The sequence below is a fragment of the Flagellimonas algarum genome, assembly GCF_040513375.1.
Lineage (GTDB): Bacteria > Bacteroidota > Bacteroidia > Flavobacteriales > Flavobacteriaceae > Flagellimonas_B > Flagellimonas_B algarum.
In genome coordinates this window covers 1,159,443-1,181,315 of sequence record NZ_JBEVTG010000002.1, presented here as the reverse complement: position 1 = coordinate 1,181,315, position 21,873 = coordinate 1,159,443, and the positions used below count along the sequence as shown (strand labels likewise).

The 21,873-nt window shown below is 47.5% G+C and carries 15 protein-coding genes; 11 read left to right on the top strand and 4 right to left on the bottom strand.

All coding sequences use genetic code 11. The features are described from left to right. Nucleotides 1–44 precede the first annotated feature (44 nt). Nucleotides 45–728, bottom strand: a complete 684-nt coding sequence (locus tag ABV409_RS12675; RefSeq protein ID WP_353877961.1) for a cell division ATP-binding protein FtsE — start codon at nucleotides 726–728, stop codon at nucleotides 45–47. A gap of 170 nt (nucleotides 729–898) precedes the next feature. Between ABV409_RS12675 and ABV409_RS12670 the strand changes: the two genes are divergently transcribed. The 3 genes from ABV409_RS12670 to ABV409_RS12660 are packed head-to-tail and all read left to right on the top strand — an operon-like array spanning nucleotide 899 to nucleotide 6,797. Beyond that, complete coding sequence (locus ABV409_RS12670; RefSeq protein WP_353877960.1) at nucleotides 899–3,919, top strand: tetratricopeptide repeat protein; 3,021 nt, start codon at nucleotides 899–901, stop codon at nucleotides 3,917–3,919. Nucleotides 3,920–3,933: 14 nt separating this feature from the next. Continuing rightward, nucleotides 3,934–5,682, top strand: coding sequence for a TonB-dependent receptor (locus ABV409_RS12665; protein WP_353877959.1), 1,749 nt, complete (start codon nucleotides 3,934–3,936; stop codon nucleotides 5,680–5,682). A gap of 47 nt (nucleotides 5,683–5,729) precedes the next feature. After that, entirely contained in the window at nucleotides 5,730–6,797 is a 1,068-nt protein-coding gene (locus ABV409_RS12660) for an OmpA family protein (protein ID WP_353877958.1), read from the top strand. Between the two features lie 2 nt (nucleotides 6,798–6,799). Here ABV409_RS12660 and ABV409_RS12655 read toward each other — a convergent pair whose 3' ends face one another. Further along, complete coding sequence (locus ABV409_RS12655) at nucleotides 6,800–7,174, bottom strand: peptidase associated/transthyretin-like domain-containing protein (protein WP_353877957.1); 375 nt, start codon at nucleotides 7,172–7,174, stop codon at nucleotides 6,800–6,802. Between the two features lie 160 nt (nucleotides 7,175–7,334). On the opposite strand from ABV409_RS12655, the gene ABV409_RS12650 reads away from it, so the two are divergent. From ABV409_RS12650 to ABV409_RS12640, 3 genes are all read left to right on the top strand, one after another. Further along, complete coding sequence (locus tag ABV409_RS12650) at nucleotides 7,335–8,417, top strand: OmpA family protein (RefSeq protein ID WP_353877956.1); 1,083 nt, start codon at nucleotides 7,335–7,337, stop codon at nucleotides 8,415–8,417. Nucleotides 8,418–8,545: 128 nt separating this feature from the next. Then, complete coding sequence (locus tag ABV409_RS12645) at nucleotides 8,546–9,613, top strand: OmpA family protein (RefSeq protein WP_353877955.1); 1,068 nt, start codon at nucleotides 8,546–8,548, stop codon at nucleotides 9,611–9,613. Nucleotides 9,614–9,661: 48 nt separating this feature from the next. Beyond that, the gene (locus ABV409_RS12640; protein ID WP_353877954.1) at nucleotides 9,662–11,284 is read left to right on the top strand and encodes an amidohydrolase; all 1,623 of its coding nucleotides are present in this window, start codon (nucleotides 9,662–9,664) and stop codon (nucleotides 11,282–11,284) included. Nucleotides 11,285–11,330: 46 nt separating this feature from the next. Here ABV409_RS12640 and ABV409_RS12635 read toward each other — a convergent pair whose 3' ends face one another. Then, complete coding sequence (locus tag ABV409_RS12635) at nucleotides 11,331–11,870, bottom strand: DUF2911 domain-containing protein (protein ID WP_353877953.1); 540 nt, start codon at nucleotides 11,868–11,870, stop codon at nucleotides 11,331–11,333. Nucleotides 11,871–12,108: 238 nt separating this feature from the next. On the opposite strand from ABV409_RS12635, the gene asnB reads away from it, so the two are divergent. From asnB to ABV409_RS12620, 3 genes are all read left to right on the top strand, one after another. Then, the gene (asnB, locus tag ABV409_RS12630) at nucleotides 12,109–13,779 is read left to right on the top strand and encodes an asparagine synthase B (RefSeq protein WP_353877952.1); all 1,671 of its coding nucleotides are present in this window, start codon (nucleotides 12,109–12,111) and stop codon (nucleotides 13,777–13,779) included. Nucleotides 13,780–14,051: 272 nt separating this feature from the next. Next, on the top strand, nucleotides 14,052–15,992 hold the full coding sequence (gene gyrB / locus ABV409_RS12625) for a DNA topoisomerase (ATP-hydrolyzing) subunit B (RefSeq protein ID WP_353877951.1): 1,941 nt from the start codon (nucleotides 14,052–14,054) through the stop codon (nucleotides 15,990–15,992). An 83-nt stretch (nucleotides 15,993–16,075) separates the two neighbouring features. Further along, entirely contained in the window at nucleotides 16,076–17,086 is a 1,011-nt protein-coding gene (locus tag ABV409_RS12620) for a DUF6588 family protein (protein ID WP_353877950.1), read from the top strand. A gap of 76 nt (nucleotides 17,087–17,162) precedes the next feature. Here ABV409_RS12620 and ABV409_RS12615 read toward each other — a convergent pair whose 3' ends face one another. After that, nucleotides 17,163–17,522 carry a hypothetical protein gene (locus tag ABV409_RS12615; protein WP_353877949.1) on the bottom strand — a complete coding sequence of 120 codons (360 nt, stop codon included), beginning with the start codon at nucleotides 17,520–17,522 and terminating at the stop codon, nucleotides 17,163–17,165. A gap of 233 nt (nucleotides 17,523–17,755) precedes the next feature. Between ABV409_RS12615 and mdh the strand changes: the two genes are divergently transcribed. Next, on the top strand, nucleotides 17,756–18,682 hold the full coding sequence (gene mdh / locus ABV409_RS12610; protein ID WP_353877948.1) for a malate dehydrogenase: 927 nt from the start codon (nucleotides 17,756–17,758) through the stop codon (nucleotides 18,680–18,682). Between the two features lie 210 nt (nucleotides 18,683–18,892). Continuing rightward, on the top strand, nucleotides 18,893–21,850 hold the full coding sequence (secDF, locus tag ABV409_RS12605; RefSeq protein ID WP_353877947.1) for a protein translocase subunit SecDF: 2,958 nt from the start codon (nucleotides 18,893–18,895) through the stop codon (nucleotides 21,848–21,850). The last annotated feature ends 23 nt before the right edge of the window (nucleotides 21,851–21,873 follow it).

Below are 21,873 nucleotides of genomic sequence, written 5' to 3'. Positions count from 1 at the left end.
GAATATGAACGAAAAAACCTACAATTTATTTTTGTTGTCCCGGGTCAGACGGCTTTTTGGATGACTTCGAACATTTTGTTGCCATCGCATTTGAGCGTTTTGTGGGGGTATTTCAGGATTAAGGCGTAGTCGTGTGTGGCCATGATGATGGTGCGCCCACTTTCATTGATTTCCTGCAGTACCTTCATGACTTCAACGCTGGTTTGCGGGTCGAGGTTTCCGGTCGGCTCATCCGCCAAAATGAGCTCGGGATCGTTCAATAGCGCCCTGGCAATGGCGATCCGTTGTTGTTCGCCCCCCGAAAGTTCATGGGGAAACTTAAATCCTTTGGTCTTCATTCCGACCTTATCAAGGACCTCCTCGATTTTACTGTCCATCTTGGCTGCATCGGTCCAACCAGTCGCTTTGAGGACAAACCGGAGGTTGTTGTTGATGTTTCGGTCTGAGAGCAACTTGAAATCCTGGAATACGATGCCTAGTTTTCGGCGTAGAAACGGGATTTCCTTTTCTTGGAGTGATTTCAGGTTGAAATCCACCACGGTGCCATACCCCTGTCTGAGGGCGAGGTCACCATAAAGGGTTTTCATAAAGCTGCTTTTACCGCTTCCGGTCTTACCGATAATGTAGACGAATTCGCCTTTTTTGACTTCCATGGTGACATGGTTGAGGATCAAGTTTTCGTTTTGGAAAACGGCTACATCTTGGAGTTTTACAATGATTTCGGCCAACTGATGGGTGCTATGGGTTCGTAACTTCGATTTTGGACTTCTTTACCCAAAAATACACAAGTTCATGCAGACCGATACCGCCAATGCCAAAAGCATTCGTGGAACCGAAATATACTTTGGCGCGAATTTTGACGTTATGGTATCATCAATCGAGAACCACGTAGAGCACTATGAATCGAAAGACCTTCGCCATTTTGGCCCTGATCTTCTTTGGCCTGGCACGAATCTCCGCACAGGAAACCCAAGTTTTTTTACACGACCAAAAGCAATATCAAGATGCGTTGACCCTGTATAACAATCAACAGTATCAAGCTTCACAAGCCCTATTCGATCGCATTAAGGAAACGACCACCGATGGCGAGATCGAAGCGAACGCCGCCTACTATTCAGCCAATGCGGCGATCCGTTTGAACCAACGCGGGGCGGATCAACGCATGGAAGCTTTTGTTGAACGGTATCCGACTTCAACCAAAAGGAATTCAGCCTTTTTAGACGTGGCCGATTATTACTTCGTTACCGGAAAATACCCCTACGCTTTGAAGTGGTATAAGAAGGTAGATCGCAGCTCCATGTCGCGAAAAGATGAGGAACGCTTTAATTTCAATAACGGATACGCACTTTACGCCTCCAAACGTCCCGGCGAGGCTGAACGTTATTTGAACAAAGTGACCAATTCGTCGACCTACGGGGCCCAAGCAAAATATTACCTGGGGTACATCGCTTATGAACAAGATGATTATGATGAGGCGAATGCCCGTTTTGATCGCATTGCGGATCCCACGGTCCTTGAAGAGAAATTATCGTACTATCAAGCCGACCTTAACTTCAAGTTGGGCAATTTTGAAAAGGCGATTGCCATGGCTGAAAAGCAATTACCCAAAGCGGATCGTCGCGAAGTTTCCGAATTGAATAAGATCATCGGAGAAAGTCATTTTAACTTGGAACGCTATGATGCCGCCATCCCGTATTTGAAAAAGTATCGTGGCAAGCGAGGCAAATGGAGCAATACCGATTTTTACCTGTTGGGATACAGTTATTACCAAACCGGTGATTTCGAAGCGGCCATTGGCCAATTCAACAAAATCATAGGCGGCACCAATGGTGTTGCCCAAAACGCCTATTACCACTTGGCCGAATGTTATTTGAAACTTGACAAGAAACCGGAAGCCTTGAACGCTTTTCGAAATGCTTCCGAAATGAACTTCAATGACGCCATAGAAAAGGATGCACTTTTGAACTATGCCCGACTGAGTTATGAGATCGGCAATCCCTATGAACCGGTTCCACAAGTCATGACCAGCTATTTGGAGCGGTATCCGAAAGACGAGCACCAAGAAGAGATCCAAGATCTTTTGGTCGACTCATTCATTACATCCAAGAATTTTGATGGAGCGATGAAGTTGTTGGAGGAGAATGCAGGCTATGCTACCCCTGAAACCTATCAAAAAGTGGCATTTTACAGTGGCATCGACCGGTTTGTAAATGCTGATTTCGAACTGGCTATCGACCGTTTTGAAAAGGCGATCCGAAAAAGTGGCGATCCGGCCATCAAGGCAAGGGCGATTTACTGGCAGGCCGAATCGGCCTACCGACTAAACCGTTTTGAAGAGGCCCTTTCGGGCTTTGAAACCTTTAAAGCCGATGCCAATGCGTCTCGTTTGGATGAAGCACGGGAACTCGATTACAATTTGGGTTATGCACGCTTCAAATTAAAAGACTACGATCGGGCGATAGCTTATTTTAACGCCGCTTCCACAGCAGGTGGTTTGGATGCCGAACGAAGGAACGACGCTTTGATGCGGTTGGGTGATGTGTATTTCGTGACCAGCAACTACAAGAATGCCATTTCAGCCTATGACAAAGCTTCAAAAATCAATGGCCCCGAACGGGATTATGCGACCTTCCAAAAGGCGATGTCGAACGGATTTTTAGGGAACAATAGTGCCAAAATCAGCGCCTTATCGAACTTCGTGGAGCGCTATCCCCGTTCGGCATTGCGTGACGACGCCCTTTACGAATTGGGCAACACCTACGTGAAGACCGGTGAAGCGACCCAAGGGTTACAGGTCTACGATCGCTTGATCGATCGGTTCCAACGAAGCAAATTCGCCCCACAGGCGATGCTGCGGCAAGGTTTGGTGCATTATAACGCCAATCGCAATGAAGCGGCCATTTCGAAATTGAAAGCTGTGGTCAGTTCGTATCCCAATTCCCCTGAGGCCCGTCAGGCCGTTGCTACGGCCAAATTGGTGTATGTCGATATGGGGCGGGTGGATGCCTACGCTGCCTGGGCCAAGGGCTTGGATTTCGTAGAGGTTTCCGATACCGAATTGGATGAGGCTAGTTTTGAAGCGGCCGATCGAAAAAATGCCGAGGGGCGCACCGAAGCGGCGATCAAAGGGTTTGAAGGGTATCTCAAACAATTCCCGAACGGCCTCCATGCCACCCAGGCCAATTTTACCTTGGCCCAATTGTATTTTTCGAAAGGGGAAAAAGACCGAGCGTTACCCTTTTACCAGACCGTAGCCGATAATGGGATCAATGAATACAGCGAACAGGCCTTGACCCGGGTTTGCGAAATATATGTGGGAAAACAGGATTATGCCAGTGCGATCACTTTTTTGGAACGCCTGGAAAGTACCGCGGAAATCGATCAGAACCGCACCTTCGCCCAATCGAATTTGATGAAAGGGTATTACGATCGCGAAGACTATACCCGAACCTTGGACTATGCCAAAAAAGTGCTGGCCGCGCCTAAGATCGACAATCGGATCAAAAGCGATGCGCAACTGATGATCGCGCGTTCGGCCATCGCATTGGGTGATGAGGCCTTGGCCGAAACGGCCTTTGGTGAAGTGAAGTCCATCGCCACCGGAGCCATAGCCGCCGAAGCATGGTATTACGATGCTTACTTCAAACAAAAGAACGGTGATTACGAAAGTTCGAACGTTTCGGTCCAAAAGTTGGCCAAGGACTTTTCGGCCTACAAAGAATGGGGTGGAAAAGGACTGGTTATCATGGCTAAGAATTTTTATGCCTTGGACGATGCTTTCCAAGCGACCTACATTTTGGAAAGCGTTATCGAGAACTTTGCCGAATATGACGATATCGTTGCACAGGCCAAAGGAGAACTAACCCTGATCAAACGCAAGGAAGCGGAAAGCAATTCATCAATCGACACCAATAAATAATAGCGAACACTGTTATGAAAAAAAGTTTTTTCACGGTCACTTGTACCTTTTTGAGCCTAATTGGGGGAATTCGGGCCCAGGAATCCGAAGATATAGGCACCGAAACGGTTACGGTGGTCAAGCCATATGCCCCAACCGTTTCGGATGCTTTTAAATTGAAATCGGTTCCACAATTGAACGATTCCATCGCTTTAAGTAAAAAGGCGGTCTCCTACACGATCAATTCCGTTCCCGTGGCTTCGACCTTTAGCCCGGCCAAAGCAAAAGCGGCCCGGGTCGAGAAAGTACCGCCACCCACCTTGTACAATTCCTATGCTTCGGTAGGTCTCGGAAATTTCAACAACGCCATGGTCGATTTCTATACCAGTCGGGAAATCGGGCGCGAAGAACATTTATTCGATGTCGGCCTCAGCCATCATTCGTCACGGGGTGATATCGATAGTACCCCGTTGGATGCGGATTTCTACAATACCGACCTCGATGTTTCGCTCTCGAAGAAAGACCGTGAAATGGATTGGGGCGTCAGTCTCGGATTGGACCATAGCCTTTACAATTGGTATGGATTGGAATCCGGTGCGTTTACCGATACCCAGGTGGCGGCCATCGATCCAAGTCAGAACTATTTCAATGCCCAATTGGAGGGCCGCCTTGAGTTAAAGGAGTCCTTTTTTAAACAAGGAAAAATAAAACTGCAACGGTTTTGGGATGGGTTGGATTCCGGTGAGAACCGGGCCGTACTTACTACGGCGTTTGAGGTGCCGTTGACAACCGAAACGATACAGGTCAAGACCAATATCGACTATTTGGGAGGAAGCTTTGGGAATTCCTCTTTGAATGCGACCACGAACACCACGGGGATCGACTATGGGCAGTTGATTTTGGGGGTCAATCCCGGTTTTGTAGTCCTTCGTGATGAGCTGACGCTGAACCTCGGGGCCAACTTCGTTTATGGTACCGATTTGGAACGGAGTAACGGGAGTTTTTTCATTTATCCGGCAGTCACGGCCTCCTATCGATTGAAGGGTGACGAAGTGATAGCGTATGGTGGTATCGAAGGTGATTTGCGTCAGAACAGTTACCATAGTCTGTTCCATACCAACAATTTCGTTTCCCCGACACTTGAACTGCAGCCTACGGATCAGCAATACGAAGGGTATCTCGGACTTAAAGGACAATTAGGCACCAACGTCGGATACAACATCAAAGGTTCGTACACCGCCGAAAATAGGAAACCACTCTTTCTGTTGAACCCGCAAAACCTTTTTAGGGGCGATGAGGGCTATGCTTATGGCAATTCATTCCAGGTATTCTATGACGACCTAAAGACCTTGGGCATCTTTGGTGAGATCAATGTAAACCTAAATAGGAATTTCACGCTTGGATTGAATGCGGAATACTTTAACTACAGCACCGAAACGGACAATCCTGCATGGAACCTGCCTGAGATCAAGGGATCTCTGTTTTTGGACTATCAAATCAACGCCCAATGGTATGCTGGGGCGAATTTGTTCTATATCGGAGAGCGTCAGGATCTGCAATCACAGGCGGTGCCCAACACACCGGCGAACTTGTTTCCTTCTACCATCGTGACCATCGATGGATTCTTTGATGCCAACGCCCATTTGGGATACCGTTTCAATGAGCAATTGTCTGTTTTTGCAAGGCTTTCGAACATCGCCAACAACAACTACGAGCGATGGTTCAATTTTAGGGTACAGGGCTTTCAAGCCTTGGCCGGTGTGGCCTACAAGTTTGATTTCTAAAGGCTCGATTTTGGCCTCACGCCCGAGGTTTGTTACATTAGGCCCGAATGAAACCGGTGCTGAACATCCTATTTTCGTTGATCGTCGGGGTAGTGGGAGCCCAAAACTTGGTGAAGAATCCCAGTTTTGAGGACTATAACGATTGCCCACAGACCTTAGGTGCTTTGCAAGATTTGGCCATACATTGGTCGATTCCCACGGAAGGCTCTACCGACTATTTCAACAGTTGTAGTACGGTCATGGGGGCGCCTGAAAATTTCAATGGGGTACAACAACCAAAGTTTGGCAACGCCTATGCCGGGCTCTACTTTTATGCTCCCGCCGATTACCGGGAATATGTGCAAGTCCGATTGACTCGAAAATTGGTCAAAGACCGGAAGTATGAGTTGTCGTTTTATATCAGTTTGGCCGAAGGGTCCGATTTTGCCGTCAAGGATTTCGGAACCGTTTTGAGTTATCGGCCAGTTGCGGTAGCGACTCGAAAGAACCTTTCTAGAAACAAGTTGTACGCCCAAAAAGGCAATAGGGTACACGCGTTCGAAATCAACCATCCCGAATTCCATGAGAACAAGACCGACTGGGTCAAAGTCACGGAGACCTTTACCGCCAAGGGTTTCGAAAATTATTTGATCATTGGAAACCTTCGTGACAACAAAGCGACTAGAACCGTTCAAACCCGGAGGAAAAAGTTGAAAAAGGGGGCGTACTATTATATCGACATGGTTCAATTGCACCAAGCGGGGGTATGGGGCGAGTCCTTGGAAGAAGCATATAGCGTTTCCAAAAACATCCATTTTGATTTTGATAGCTACCAATTGAGCAAGCGGAGTAATGAGGCCTTGAAACCGATTTATGAAACCCTGTTGGCCAAGCCTACTTATGTGGTCGAAATACATGGGCATACCGATGGCAAGGGCAAAGCCTCCTATAACCAAAGTCTCTCTGAGCAGCGGGCCCGTCATATTGCCACATTTTTGGTCGAGCAAGGAATTTCATCGGATCGTATCGCGATCTTCGGTCATGGTAGCCAAAAACCAGTGGCTGAAAATAATACGGAATCCGGAAGGGCTTCGAACCGAAGGGTAGAATTCGTATTTAAAAAGGGAACGGAATGAACTTACTGTTTCTTTGGCACCTGGGGTAAAGGTTTTTTGGGCCGATCCGTTGCATCGGTTTCGTGCAATACCTCGATCAATCCATCACCATATTCAAGAATGACATCACCGGCATTGCCCCCTTCGAGAACAAAATAAGTTTCGGGTTTGTATCCAGATGAAGCGATGTTGATTTTCCAATGGAAGTTTTTGGCACTGACCAATTCGAACATCCCCTCGAAGTCGGAATAAGTGACTTCCTTGGTTTGGTCGAGTTCTATGGTCGCCCGGTAAACCGGTAGGCCGAGTTCATCAACGATCCTTCCTGAAACCTTTTGCTGCGCCACAGTTGCCATGGGCACAACAACCAGTAAAAATACTGTGGTCAAGATGCGCATTCTAGTAAGATTTGGACTATTCTAACGAAAAAGGTTTCCGATTAGTATGTCGTTTTCAAACGGATGGTGTTAAAATAAGTGCGCTGAAGTACCATAAAACGTACAATAATCGATGAACTTCATCGTTTTTAAGCAGAGCGAGAACCATAAATCATTTCTAATGAATCGAATTGTTTCTCGCGTTGTATGCCTTGCTGTCTTGTCGACTTCCAGTCTTGTCTTCGGACAGAATCTGATCGTAAACCCAAGTTTTGAAGCGCACAAGGCCTGTCCAACCAACTTTGCCAGTGTCAATGCCATCTTAACGGATGTTTCACTTCCGACCGCCAGTTCGGGTGATTATTTCAATAGCTGTAGTGCGGAGGATTTCGGGGTACCCTTTAACTTCAAAGGCATTCAGGAAGCTTCGAGTGGAAATGGATATCTAGGGCTGTACTTTTACGCCTTGAATGATTATCGCGAGTATGCCCAATTGAATACCACCAAGACCCTAAGGGAGAAATACCCCTATAAATTGTCGTTCAAAGTGAGTTTGGCCGAAGCGTCGACCTTGGCACTTAAGCAGATGTCCATCGTAATGACCAATACCAAAGTACGCATGCCGAATAGTGCTACTTTGACTACTTCGAGAATGGATTTGGTCGAAGGACTTATGGTCCATGAAATACCGTTGAAGGCCGATCGATCGATGGCCGATAAAGACGGATGGATTACGTTGACCGCTGAGTTTGAGGCCAAAGGTTTTGAAAATCAGCTGCTCATCGGTAACTTCAACACCAACAACGACACCCAATTGTTGAGTAAAGGTTCAGCAGTGTTGTCTTCCGATTTCTCTTATTATTTCGTTGATGACCTCGCATTGGAGGAATTGCCTCGAATCAACTATGAAAAAGACAAGATCTATGTTTTGGAAAGTGATCCTTTTCAACCCAAAGGCTATGAATTGGATGCCAAAGCCATAGCTAGTGTCAAAAAGATCTTCAAATTCCTGAAAGAGAATGCCGAAGTGCAGATGAAAATTACCGGCCATTCCGATGATTCGGGTACGCCCGAGTACAACAAGTTCATCTCCTCGCTGCGTGCAAGGGCCGTTGCCATTTACCTTAAGAAGTTGGGTATCGATGACAATCGCTTGGTGTGGGAAGGCGTAGGTGATTCAAAACCTTTGCGAAATGGAAGGATCAAAGACCAATTGGCCAACCGAAGGGTCGAATTCGTCATGACCGAATTCGAAGATCAATAGGCAATGGTGTTCTCCGAACTTCCATCTTCTTGAAATACAATAATTTGCGATTTTAGACGTTCTTGGATTTAGGCTTTTGCCCAAACCAACATCAAAATTTTTATATGGCGTGTCCCAAACTAAAAATTTTGAGCACTATAGTATTTCTAAGCTTTCAAATGCCCTTGACCGCCCAGAACCTGATCAAGAACGGCAGTTTTGAAGAGACTTCGTATTGTCCGAACGCATTGAGTGAGTTGGCCAATACCGCATTGGGTATCAGTTCGCCTACCGCGGGTACTACCGATCTGTTTAGCAGGTGTGGAAAAGGCAAGGTCGCGGTTCCAAAAAACTTTAAGGGTAAACAAGATCCCCAAGACGGCGATTCCTATGCCGGGCTTTATCTGATGGCACCGAACGACTATCGGGAATATATCCAGTTCGAATTGTTGCAAACACTGGAGAAAGGAAGGTATTACGACTTTGAATTTTACCTCAACCTTGCCGAAACTTCCGAAGTGTACATCCAGCATCTCCAATTGTTATTGGTAGGAGGGCACGTGCAATGTGCCACGAGTAAGAACCTTTCTGCCGCCCGGGTAAGTCTTGAGGGGCTTGAAAAATTCAGCTTTATCAAATTACAACCCCGCGGCCTATTGAACGATCGATCGAATTGGGTGAAGGTCGTCGCAACCTTTAAGGCTGAGGGCTTTGAAAATCGACTGATCATCGGCAACTTTTCGAGCAATAAAGGGACGAAATTTTATCACTTGATGGGTGAAGTACCACGGCACAAACAATTTGCCTACTACTACGTCGATCATGCCCAATTGTATGGATCGGATCAGCAAGATTTCAAACTTGACCGGCCTTATGTACTCGAAGGGGTGAACTTCGCACTCGACGACCATAGGCTTGATGAATATTCGAAAAAGCAAATTCAAAAAGTGTATGCCCAATTACGCCAATTGCCGAATATCAAGGTGACCATTAATGGACATACCGATGATCAGGGTTCGAAAACCCACAATGATTTCCTCTCCTCACGCCGGGCAAGATCGGTCGCCAATTACCTCATTTCCCTCGGTTTTCCTGAAGAACGGATCATTTCAAAAGGGCATGGCGATACCCTGCCCTTGATCGAAAAAACCTCCGATAAGGCGCGTAGGGCGAATCGAAGGGTCGATTTTGTGATTACCGAGTTCGTGGATGAGTAATATGGAAGAACCCTTGCGTTTTCGTTATTTTTGGGAAAAGGCAAAAAAATGTTCAGAATATTCTTTGGGTTCCTGCTCCTCTCTTTAGCTGCTTGTTCAAGCAAACAACAGGCCGATTTGATCGTGGTCAATGCTAAAATTTACACTGTGGATTCCGAATTTTCAACGGCTTCGGCCTTAGCCGTCAAAGACGGATTGTTCATTGGAATCGACGATGACGCGGAAATCAAAAACGCCTTTGACGCTAAACGTGTGATCGATGCCCAAGGGCAGACCGTGGTGCCAGGTTTAATTGATGCCCATTGCCACTTTTACGGACTCGGTTTGACACAGCAAATCGTTGATTTGGTCGGTACGACGAGTTATCAAAACGTCTTGCAAAAGGTAAGCGAATTCCAGAACGAAAAACAGCTTGGTTTTATCGAAGGACGGGGCTGGGACCAAAATGATTGGGACATCAAAAAATTCCCGACCAAGCAGGCCCTTGATAGCCTCTTTCCGAAAACCCCGGTCGCGCTTGAACGTGTCGACGGCCATGCGTATTTGGTGAACCAGGCAGCCCTTGACCTGGCCGGGATCGACAGGGATACCCGAATCCAAGGAGGTGAGATCGTCAAGGATGCCAACGGTGACCTTACCGGTGTTTTGGTCGACAATCCGATGTGGTTGATCGATGCCGTCAAACCACAGCCGGATCTGGCCACCCAGATCAACGCACTCAAAGATGCCGAGACCATTTGTTTCGATTATGGGTTGACCACCGTTAATGACGCCGGACTGCACCAACCCACGATTGAATTGATCGATAGCTTGCAGCAAGCCGGTACGTTGCGTATGCGCATGTACGCCATGGTCAGTAATACTCCTGAAAATCTAGATCACTTTTTGGCCAAAGGCCCCTTGAAGACGGATCGATTGAACGTTCGTTCGATCAAAGTATACGCCGACGGGGCACTAGGTTCCCGTGGGGCGGCCTTGAGGACGCCTTACTCCGATAAAAAAGGGCATTTCGGTGCTTTGGTGACCCCCGCTGATGAAATCGAGGCTTTGGCTGGCCGTATCGCAGCCTCAGGGTATCAAATGAATACGCATGCCATAGGTGATTCAGCGAATATCGTCGTGCTACGGGCCTATAAAAAGGCTTTGGCCGATACTGCCGACAACCGATGGAAAATAGAGCATGCACAGGTGGTGACCGAATCCGATTTCGATTACTTCAGTGCAGGGATCATCCCTTCCGTACAACCGACCCATGCGACCAGCGATATGTATTGGGCCGAAAACCGTTTGGGCAAGGTGCGGATCAAGGGCGCCTACGCTTTTAAGACCCTTTTGGATAAGGCCGGACTCGTTGCCTTGGGTACTGATTTTCCGGTAGAACGGGTAAGTCCGTTCTTGACCTTTTATGCGGCCGTTGCCCGACAAGACCTAGATCGCTATCCGGAAGGTGGGTTTCAAATGAAAGATGCCCTCACACGGGAGGAAACCTTAAAAGGGATGACCATTTGGGCAGCCTATTCCAACTTCGAAGAGGAAGAGAAAGGGAGTATTGAAGTGGGTAAAATGGCTGATTTCGTATTTCTCAGTGATGATATCATGAACATGCCCGTTCATGACATTCCGGAACTACAGGCAGACAAGGTGTTTGTAGGGGGCGAACAGGTCAAATAAAAAAGCCCCGAAACCGGGGCTTATACTGTTTTGATCGTATGCTTCCTTACATGGTGATCGGAGTGGCTACACGGGTAGTACCCCATCCCATGACCAAGTGTGCACCACCATCGACCTCTTTGAAAGCGATGGAGAAGGCTTCAAGGCTATCACTATCGGTACTTGCAGTCGCGCTGACGCGTACGACATCGGCCCCTTGGTCGTATGAATAGGCACCCCATTGGTTGAGGTTGCTGTTCAAGATCACCGTCCATTCCCCATCACCGGGAATGGTAAATAAGGAGTACGTACCTGCCTTTACACTTTGTCCACCAAAATTGGCGTCTTTGTAAAAGGTGATTTCAGCACATTCATTGGCACCGGTTCGCCACACTTTGCCGTCAGGGGCAAGGTCTGATAGCGAACGGCCTTTGAGTTGCGGACGGCTATAGACGACCTTGACCGTTTTATCGGCCACGCGATAGCTGGTCGGGAATGATGCGATATCGGCTGGACTCTTGTCCAATCCACTGAATTTCTGGGCTTGGGTTTCTTGGGTGAAGACCAAAGCGAACATGAAGCATGTCAATACTAGGAGTTGTTTCATAACATTTGTTTTAGTTAACCCTCAAAACTACCTACTTAATCAATCTTTATTTGATAAAAATGAGTTAAAGTTTACAGGCTTTCATATTGTTTCCAGCATTGGGCATTCTTAGGTTGTTTTCTTATTTATAAGTAGTAAATGAAAAAAAAAAGTTTTTAATTGAAAGCATAATAGCATTTACTATTTAATATTTGAAATAATAAGAACAGATTTGTCCTATAATTTTAATGTTACCATTATGTGCGGAATCGTATGTGCGTTTGATTTAAAGGAAAGTAGTGAGGTGCTGCGCCCCCAATTGCTCGAAATGTCGAAAAAAGTACGACATCGAGGGCCCGATTGGAGTGGGATTTATGCGGATGGAAAGGCGATACTGGCCCATGAGCGATTGGCTATTGTCGACCCTGCATCAGGAAAGCAACCGTTGTTCAGTGCCGATGGCAAGTTGGTTTTGGCCGCCAATGGCGAAATATACAACCACCGTGAATTGCGGAAGCAGTTCGAAGGACGTTATGGGTTCAAGACCCAGTCGGATTGTGAAGTGATCTTGGCCCTATATCAGGAGAAAGGAGCTGATTTCGTTGACGAGCTCAATGGAATTTTCGGCTTTGCCATTTATGATTCCGAAAAGGATGACTATTTCATAGCACGTGATCATATGGGCATCATCCCACTGTATATCGGTTGGGATGCCAACGGTACTTTTTATGTGGCCTCCGAATTAAAGGCCCTTGAAGGTACCTGTACCAAAATAGAACTATTCCCTCCCGGGCATTACCTGCATAGTTCGACAGGGGAATTCGTACAATGGTACCAACGGGATTGGATGGATTACGAGGCTGTCAAAGAGAACGAAACCAGCATTCGCGAAGTAAGGGAAGCCCTTGAGGCCGCCGTACACCGCCAATTGATGTCGGATGTACCGTATGGCGTCTTGTTGTCAGGTGGATTGGATTCATCGGTCACCTCGGCCATTGCCAAGAAATATTCACAGAAACGCATTGAATCGGACGATACCAAGGAGGCTTGGTGGCCCCAATTGCATTCGTTTTCGGTCGGTCTCGAAGGCTCGCCCGATTTGGCCGCTGCCCGGCTGGTCGCCGATCATATCGGTACGGTGCACCACGAGATCAAGTTCACCATTCAGGAAGGGCTCGATGCGATACGTGATGTGATCCATAACCTCGAAACCTACGATATCACCACGATACGCGCTTCGACGCCAATGTATTTAATGGCCAGGGTCATCAAATCGATGGGCATCAAGATGGTCCTATCCGGTGAGGGGGCCGACGAATTGTTCGGGGGGTACCTGTATTTCCATAAAGCGCCGAGTCCGAAGGATTTTCATGAAGAAACCGTGCGCAAACTCGATAAGTTGCACATGTACGATTGTTTAAGGGCCAACAAATCATTGGCGGCCTGGGGTATTGAAGGAAGGGTTCCGTTTTTGGACAAGGAATTCATGGATGTCGCCATGCGCATCAACCCCAAAGACAAGATGATCAATGGGGAGCGTATGGAAAAGTGGGTGGTTCGCAAGGCCTTTGAGTCCTACCTGCCCGAGAGCGTCGCTTGGCGTCAAAAAGAGCAGTTTTCGGACGGGGTCGGATACAGCTGGATCGACACCTTGAAAGCATTGGTCGAGCAAGAGGTCAGCGATACCCAATTGAAGAACGCCAACTACAGGTTTCCGTTGCAGACCCCGACCTCCAAAGAAGAATATTATTACCGTTCGATTTTCGAATCGCATTTCCCATCCGATGCGGCCGCTTTGAGCGTCCCACAGGAACCGTCGGTCGCGTGCAGCACCAAGATCGCATTGGAGTGGGATGAAGCCTTCAAAAATATGAACGATCCATCAGGCAGGGCCGTGGCAAACGTGCACGAAGATGCCTATGTAAAGTAAACTTGTTTTCATTTTAGGTAGGAAAGCAGTTTTTTATTCATTTTAATTAGTCCAGAGGAGCACCGTGATCGCGGTGCTTCTTTTGTTGCTGTCGTTTTCTTCAAAAAAAGAGGGTGTTTTCCCGCGATCTCCAAGGCCGAAAACCCCCTATAATTTTCCACAGTCCTTTGTTAATAACTCAAGGGTGTGAAGACAGGGTTAGGCCTTAATTCCACTGGGTATTTCGTATATTTGTAAGATTTGAAATTTGCCAAAATAATTACTAGAAATATATGAGCGAGGAAGCCAAAAAAAACCAATATTCAGCCGATAGTATCCAGGCGCTGGAGGGGATGGAACACGTCCGCATGCGCCCATCGATGTATATTGGTGATGTGGGCACCAGGGGTCTTCACCACCTAGTGTACGAAGTCGTCGATAATTCCATTGACGAGGCCATGGGTGGGCATTGTGATACCATCGAGGTCACGATCAATGAAGACAATTCGATAACCACCAAAGACAACGGTCGGGGTATTCCGGTAGGCTTACATAAAAAAGAGGGGGTATCGGCCCTTGAGGTCGTCATGACCAAAATCGGTGCAGGGGGTAAATTCGATAAGGACTCCTACAAAGTATCCGGTGGTCTACACGGGGTCGGGGTTTCCTGTGTAAATGCCCTTTCAAGCCATTTGAAAGCCACCGTGCATCGTGAAGGTAAGGTTTGGGAGCAAGAGTACGAGCGCGGTAAGACCTTGTATCCGGTCAAAAGTACCGGTACGACCAAAGAAACCGGTACCATCGTCACCTTTATGCCCGATGATACCATTTTCACCCAAACCACCGAATACAGCTACGAGACCTTGGCCAATCGTATGCGGGAGCTCGCCTATTTGAACAAGGGGGTCACCATCACGATGACCGATCGCAGGAACAAGGATGAGAAAGGGAATTTCATTACGGAGACCTTCCATTCCGAAGAAGGTTTGAAAGAATTCATCCGTTTCTTGGATGAGACCCGGGAGCCCTTGATCCAAAGTGTGATCTCCATGGAAGGGGAGAAGAACGGCATTCCCGTTGAAGTGGCCATGATCTACAACAATGGGTTTTCCGAAAACCTCCATTCCTATGTCAACAATATCAATACCCATGAAGGGGGCACCCATTTATCGGGCTTCCGAAGGGGGTTGACCACGACTTTGAAGAAGTATGCCGACAATTCGGGCATGCTCGATAAATTGAAGTTCGAAATTTCGGGTGATGATTTCCGTGAAGGCCTGACCGCCATCGTTTCGGTCAAAGTGGCCGAACCCCAATTCGAAGGGCAGACCAAGACCAAATTGGGGAACCGTGAGGTGACCAGTGCGGTCAGTCAAGCCGTTTCCGAAATGTTGACCGATTATCTCGAAGAACATCCAGACGATGCCAAACAAATCGTCGAGAAAGTAAAACTGGCGGCCCAAGCACGCCATGCCGCGGCAAAAGCCCGCGAAATGGTTCAGCGAAAGAACCCCATGACCGGTGGGGGGCTACCTGGTAAATTATCCGATTGTGCGGATCAGGATCCCGAGAATTGCGAATTGTTCCTTGTGGAGGGAGATTCGGCGGGAGGAACCGCCAAAATGGGCCGTGATCGTAATTTTCAGGCCATCTTACCGCTTCGGGGCAAGATCTTGAACGTGGAGAAGGCCATGCAGCATAAAGTCTTCGAAAACGAAGAAATCAGGAATATGTATACCGCCCTCGGGGTCACCATCGGTACCGAAGAGGATAGCAAGGCCCTGAACCTTGAAAAATTGCGTTACCACAAGATCGTCATTATGTGTGATGCCGATGTCGATGGAAGCCATATCGAGACCTTGATCTTGACCTTTTTCTTCCGCTATATGCGCGAGTTGATCGAGAACGGTCATGTGTATATCGCTACGCCTCCCTTGTATTTGGTCAAGAAAGGTTCGAAGAAGCGCTATGCCTGGAACGATAAGGAACGCGATGAAATCGTCGAAAGCATGAAGGGTGGTGCAGGTATCCAGCGCTACAAAGGTCTGGGTGAGATGAACGCCGAACAACTTTGGGATACCACCATGAACCCAAAGTTCAGGACGCTGCGTCAGGTGACCATAGAAAATGCCACCGAGTCGGATCGGATTTTCTCCATGCTTATGGGAGATGAAGTACCGCCTAGACGTGAATTTATCGAGAAGAACGCGGTCTATGCCAACATAGATGCGTAGATAAGGCATTGATATCCATAGTTTCACAACAAAAATCCTGAGTCGCCCTCAGGATTTTTTAGTTTTAAGAAAAATTTGACATTATGCGAAGAATTCTTCTTTTATGCTTGTTGTGTTGCAGTGGTTTGGGCTTTTCCCAAAGCAACCTGAACGATCTTTTGGCTGCTGGCCTCAATGATGCCGAGCGCTATACCAATGCGTACCTGGCCCCGGTATCCGAAGCGGCCATCTACAGCATGTCGAACGGATGGTACAATTCCGCCGATGCCAAGCCCCTGGGAGGGTTCGAAATTTCCATAGTGGGGAATTTTACGGGTTTTAAGAATAAAGATGACAAGAAAGCCTTCACTTTGAATACGGCCGATTACGAAAACCTTCAATTTGTTGATGGGAGTACGTCGCGTCAAGTTTCGACCGCTTTGGGTGATATCGAGGGCGTCCGGGTTTTCGTTGCTGATGAGAATGGCCTATTCAGGGAAGAATTCGAACTGCCTTCCGGTTTGGCCTCTGAAAATTTCAATTTCGTTCCGTCAGGATACATTCAAGCCAGTGTGGGCCTGATCAAGGGCTTGGAGGTCAAGGCACGTTTCTTGCCAAAGATCAAATTCGATGACGATGCGCAAATCGGGCTCTTCGGGGCCGGGCTGCAATATGATTTTACCAAATTATTGCCTGCTGATAAATTGCTTCCCGTCGCCATATCCGCCGTAATCGGGTACACCAATTTGAACGGGGAGTACGATTTCACGAATACCGACATCATCGCTGGTGAAAACCAACGGATCGATGCGAACTATTCCACTTGGAATTTCAGTGCGGTCGTTTCGACCCGCAAAATCCCGGTCATTAACTTTTACGGGGGTATCGGGTATATTACGGGCAAGTCCGATATCGATATCCTGGGCACCTATGAAGTGACCTCAGGCCCGGTACAGGCGACCTATGTCGATCCGTTTTCAGTGGCTACCGACGTCAGTGGCGTAACGGCCAACATCGGTACCAAACTCAAGTTGGGCTTTTTCAGACTCAATATCGACTACAATATTGCCGAGTTCAGCACGCTGACCGCGGGGCTTAATTTCGGGTTCCGTTAGATAGACAACAACCTTAACCAACCAAAAAAGCCCGGTCTATGCCGGGCTTTTATTTTCATATAGTATTTCGAGAAGGCTATTCCCGGTAGGCGAAAACCTCACCGTTGGTATACTCCAACTGCTCGATTTTCTCTTGAGCGTTCAAAACGATACTGGCCGTTGGGATATCGGTTCCTTTGTAGGTGACCGTATACATCCCATCCGTTTCCGACCAACTAAAATCGGTGTAGAACGTAAGTTCGTTGTCAACATAACGCTGGTACCTGCCTAAAAAGGCATCGTTGAAGATCCATTCCTCGCGTTTGTTGGTGTCTTGGGCGGCAATCGCCGATTTGGCCCAAATGCCCAAGACGGGATCGTCATTTTCGGGAACTTGGGTACAATTACTGACAGCAATAAGGGTAATAATAGCCAAAAATGAAAAGAACTTTTTCATAAGTAGGTTATTAATTTGATTTGGGACTATGACAACGGAAAAAGCGAAGGGACTATTGCAATTATTCGACGTATGACACTGCCAAGGGTCGGAACTTCGTTGAAATCCCTGTTTTTTTAACATTTTATGGGAAATTCTTGCTGAAATCGAGAAAGAAGAAGGATGATTTGGTAAAGGATTGGGTCAAAAATTACCTATTTTTGAGGCCGCAAAAACACATAAAACTAAGTAGAATGAAAGTTACCGTAGTAGGAGCCGGAGCAGTAGGGGCAAGCTGTGCAGAATATATTGCCATTAAGGATTTCGCTTCTGAAGTCGTTTTGTTGGACATTAAGGAAGGCTATGCCGAAGGCAAGGCCATGGATTTGATGCAAACGGCCTCATTGAACGGTTTTGACACCAAAATCACCGGCACTACCAGTGACTATGCGAAGACCGCGGGAAGCGACATCGCCGTCATCACTTCCGGGATTCCAAGAAAGCCCGGCATGACCCGTGAGGAGTTGATCGGGATCAATGCGGGCATCGTCAAGTCGGTAGCCACCAGCTTATTGGAACATTCACCGAATACCATCATCATCGTGGTCAGTAACCCGATGGATACCATGACCTATTTGGTCCACAAATCAACCGATCTTCCGAAACACCGTATTATCGGTATGGGTGGTGCTTTGGACAGTGCCCGTTTCAAATACCGTTTGGCCGAAGCGTTAGGGGCGCCGATCTCTGACATCGATGGCATGGTCATCGGTGGTCACAGTGATAAAGGCATGGTGCCTTTGATCGGTCATGCCACCCGAAACAGCGTGAAAGTATCCGAATTCTTGGATGGCGATAAAATGGATTGGGTCGTTCAGGAGACCAAGGTGGGCGGTGCCACCTTGACCAAACTTTTAGGCACTAGTGCTTGGTATGCCCCAGGGGCAGCCGTTTCCGGATTGGTACAGGCCATCGCCTGCGATCAAAAGAAAATGTTCCCTTGTTCGACCTTTTTGGATGGGGAATACGGTTTGGACGATATCTGCATCGGCGTGCCCGTAATTTTAGGGAGAAACGGAATCGAAAAAGTCGTTGAAATCGAATTGAGTGACGCTGAGAAAGCCAAGATGCAAGAGAGTGCCGAAGGGGTGAAAAAGACCAACGGCCTATTGCAACTGTAAGCGCCAGGCGCTTTTGAAATCAAATGCCATTTTGATGTTTCGGTGGCGAATTTATGGGTGATCTGTCGTCCAAAGATTCGAAATCGGCCTCGAAATGGCGTTTTTTGTTGGGTCGTATGGCCGACAATTGGCGAAATTCTATTGGCAAATCCTATTTGAAATGATATATTTGCACGCTGTTTAAGAAAAATTCCAAAAATTTAGTAATCCATGCAAAATAAAGGACTTATAAAGCTTTTTGCACTGCTCTTCGGCTTGGTGAGTATTTATCAGCTTTCGTACACTTTTATCACAGGAAAGATCGAGGGTGATGCCGAAACCTATGCCGTTGGCCAAGTTTCCGAAGCGGAAGAGGACTATGTGTCGAAACGGGAAGCTTTAGAGGCATCCTATTTGGATTCCATCGGTGGCAACCCTGTATTGGGTTACACCAGCTACGATGATGCCAAGACCAAAGAATTGAACAAAGGGCTTGACTTGAAGGGAGGGATCAATGTGACCCTTCAGATTTCCGTTCGGGATATCCTTCAAGGACTCGCCAACAATACCAAAAACCCTGTTTTCAACAAGGCGCTCGATGATGCCGATGTGGCTTCAACGGATAGCGATGACACCTATCTAGAGTTGTTTTTCGATGCCTTCGACAACATCAAGGGGGACACCAAATTGGCCTCCCCGGATATCTTCGCGAACAAGGGCTTAAGCGATGCCATCAATTTTCAGATGACCGATGATGAGGTCAAACCCATCATCCGAAGAAAAATCGATGAATCCGTCGTTTCGGCTTTCGAGGTATTGCGGAAACGTATCGATGGTTTTGGGGTAACCCAACCGAACATCCAAAGGGAAGGCAATTCAGGTCGTATCGTCGTTGAACTACCTGGAGCACGCGATATCCAAAGGGCACGTGACCTCTTGTCAAGTACCGCCCAATTGGAATTCTGGGAGACCTATCCGCAGAGCAACCAAAGTCTTGGGCAATTCTTCGTTAGTGCGAATGAGCGCCTTCGTGCGATTCTAGAGCCTGTAGAAGAAGCCGAGGAACCGGCGCCGACTTCGGAAATCGATTCGTTGCTTTCCGATGTGGCACAAGATTCCTTGGACCTGGCCACGCAATCGAACCCCTTATTGGGCAAGCTGATTCCAGCATCCCCTGGCAGCAATGCCATTGCCCGTGTAGCGGTATCCGATATCGCCGAATTGGAATCGTATTTCGCCATGCCCGAAATCCGACGCTTATTACCGGCCGACATCCAGTTTACCAAATTCGCTTTCGAGAAACCTCCGAAAGATTCCGAAATCGCCGAATTGTACGCCCTAAAATCGAATAGGGACGGTACGCCACGGATCAGCGGTGATGTGGTTTCGGATGCACAAGATACTTTCGATCAATTCAATAAGCCCGCGGTCAGCATGACCATGAATACCAAGGGTGCCCGTGAATGGGAGAAATTGACCGGAGATGCTTTTAACAATCAAACCGGAATCGCGATCGTTCTTGACAATCGCGTCTATACGGCCCCTGGGGTTTCTTCAGGACCTATTTCAGGTGGGCGTTCCGAAATCACCGGGGCCTTCACTATAAATGAGACCAAGGATATCGCCAACGTATTGCGTGCTGGTAAGCTACCTGCATCTGCCGACATCATCGATTCTTTCGTAGTCGGACCTTCATTGGGGCAAGAAGCGATCGATAGCGGCTTTATGTCGTTTATGATCGCCATGGCGTTCGTGTTGTTGTGGATGATTTTTTACTACGGCAAAGCAGGGATTTTCGCCGACATCGCCTTGGTATTGAACATTGTATTGATTTTCGGTGTTTTGACCAGTTTGGGTGCGGTATTGACCTTGCCCGGTATCGCGGGTATCGTATTGACGATCGGTATGTCGGTCGATGCGAACGTACTGATTTTCGAGCGGATCAAAGAGGAATTGGCTCGAGGAAAGGGTAAGGCCCAAGCGGTTGCCGATGGTTTCAGCAATGCCTTGTCATCCATTCTCGATGCGAACATTACCACCGGATTGACCGCGATCATTCTTTTCGTTTTTGGATCCGGCCCGATCAAAGGGTTCGCGACTACCTTGATGATCGGTATCGTGACCTCCTTGTTTACCGCCATTTTCATCACCCGATTGTTGGTTGATTGGTATATCGCCAAAAAAGGGAGGGAGCTGCAGTTCTCGACCTCGATTACCAAGAACCTGTTTACCAACATGAACATCAACTTCTTGTCGAAAAGGAAAGTAGCCTACATCGTATCGGTTGTTTTGGTGGGTGTGGGAGCCTTCTCGCTCTTTACGAAAGGATTGCAGCCTGGAGTTGATTTTGTTGGGGGACGGAATTACCAAATCCGTTTCGAACAAGCGGTAAGTCCATCGGAAATCACTTCCGAGCTATTGCCGGCTTTAGGAAGCGCTAATGCGAAAACCTTCGGGGAAGCCAATCAGATCATCGTGACCACGAATTACAAGGTCGATGTTCAGGGCAATGAAGTTGATGATGAAATCATGGACATCTTGTTCAACACGCTTCAAAAATACTACCCGGACGGAACGACCTTCGATGATTTCAAACCAGGAGGTTCGAACGACGATATCGGGGTATTGAAATACCGTAAAGTCGGACCGACCATTGCGGATGACATCAAGAACAATGCCGTTTGGGCCATCTTCGGTTCCTTGGCGGTCGTCTTCCTATACATTTTATTGCGATTTAGAAGATGGCAATTCTCATTGGGTGCCGTTATCGCGGTATTCCACGACGTGATGATCGTTTTGGGGATCTTTTCTTTGACTACCGAGATCATGCCTTTCAACATGGAGATCGATCAAGCCTTTATTGCGGCGATCCTTACGGTAATTGGATATTCATTGAACGATACTGTGGTCGTGTTCGACCGCATCCGTGAGGTGGTGAACCTTAAGGGATGGAAAGATGGCGACCATATCAATGAGGCCTTGAACAGTACCTTAAGCCGTACATTGAATACGTCATTGACGACCTTGATCGTACTCTTGGCCATTTTCGTCTTTGGTGGTGAAAGCTTACGTGGCTTTATGTTCGCCATGATCATTGGGGTGTTGATCGGTACTTATTCATCGGTCTTCATAGCAACACCGATCATGTTCGACGCCTTGCGATCTAAGATCAAAGCTTCTTCCAAATAAGGAACTACATATAACCCATTAAA

Bases quoted from the DNA above. Each gene is read 5' to 3' on its own strand.
- ABV409_RS12670 (WP_353877960.1), top strand. From the start codon at position 899: ATGAATCGAAAGACCTTCGCCATTTTGGCCCTGATCTTCTTTGGCCTG.
- ABV409_RS12665 (WP_353877959.1), top strand. From the start codon at position 3,934: ATGAAAAAAAGTTTTTTCACGGTCACTTGTACCTTTTTGAGCCTAATT.
- ABV409_RS12660 (WP_353877958.1), top strand. From the start codon at position 5,730: ATGAAACCGGTGCTGAACATCCTATTTTCGTTGATCGTCGGGGTAGTG.
- ABV409_RS12655 (WP_353877957.1), bottom strand. From the start codon at position 7,174: ATGCGCATCTTGACCACAGTATTTTTACTGGTTGTTGTGCCCATGGCA.
- ABV409_RS12650 (WP_353877956.1), top strand. From the start codon at position 7,335: ATGAATCGAATTGTTTCTCGCGTTGTATGCCTTGCTGTCTTGTCGACT.
- ABV409_RS12640 (WP_353877954.1), top strand. From the start codon at position 9,662: ATGTTCAGAATATTCTTTGGGTTCCTGCTCCTCTCTTTAGCTGCTTGT.
- ABV409_RS12635 (WP_353877953.1), bottom strand. From the start codon at position 11,870: ATGAAACAACTCCTAGTATTGACATGCTTCATGTTCGCTTTGGTCTTC.
- asnB (WP_353877952.1), top strand. From the start codon at position 12,109: ATGTGCGGAATCGTATGTGCGTTTGATTTAAAGGAAAGTAGTGAGGTG.
- gyrB (WP_353877951.1), top strand. From the start codon at position 14,052: ATGAGCGAGGAAGCCAAAAAAAACCAATATTCAGCCGATAGTATCCAG.
- ABV409_RS12620 (WP_353877950.1), top strand. From the start codon at position 16,076: ATGCGAAGAATTCTTCTTTTATGCTTGTTGTGTTGCAGTGGTTTGGGC.
- ABV409_RS12615 (WP_353877949.1), bottom strand. From the start codon at position 17,522: ATGAAAAAGTTCTTTTCATTTTTGGCTATTATTACCCTTATTGCTGTC.
- mdh (WP_353877948.1), top strand. From the start codon at position 17,756: ATGAAAGTTACCGTAGTAGGAGCCGGAGCAGTAGGGGCAAGCTGTGCA.
- secDF (WP_353877947.1), top strand. From the start codon at position 18,893: ATGCAAAATAAAGGACTTATAAAGCTTTTTGCACTGCTCTTCGGCTTG.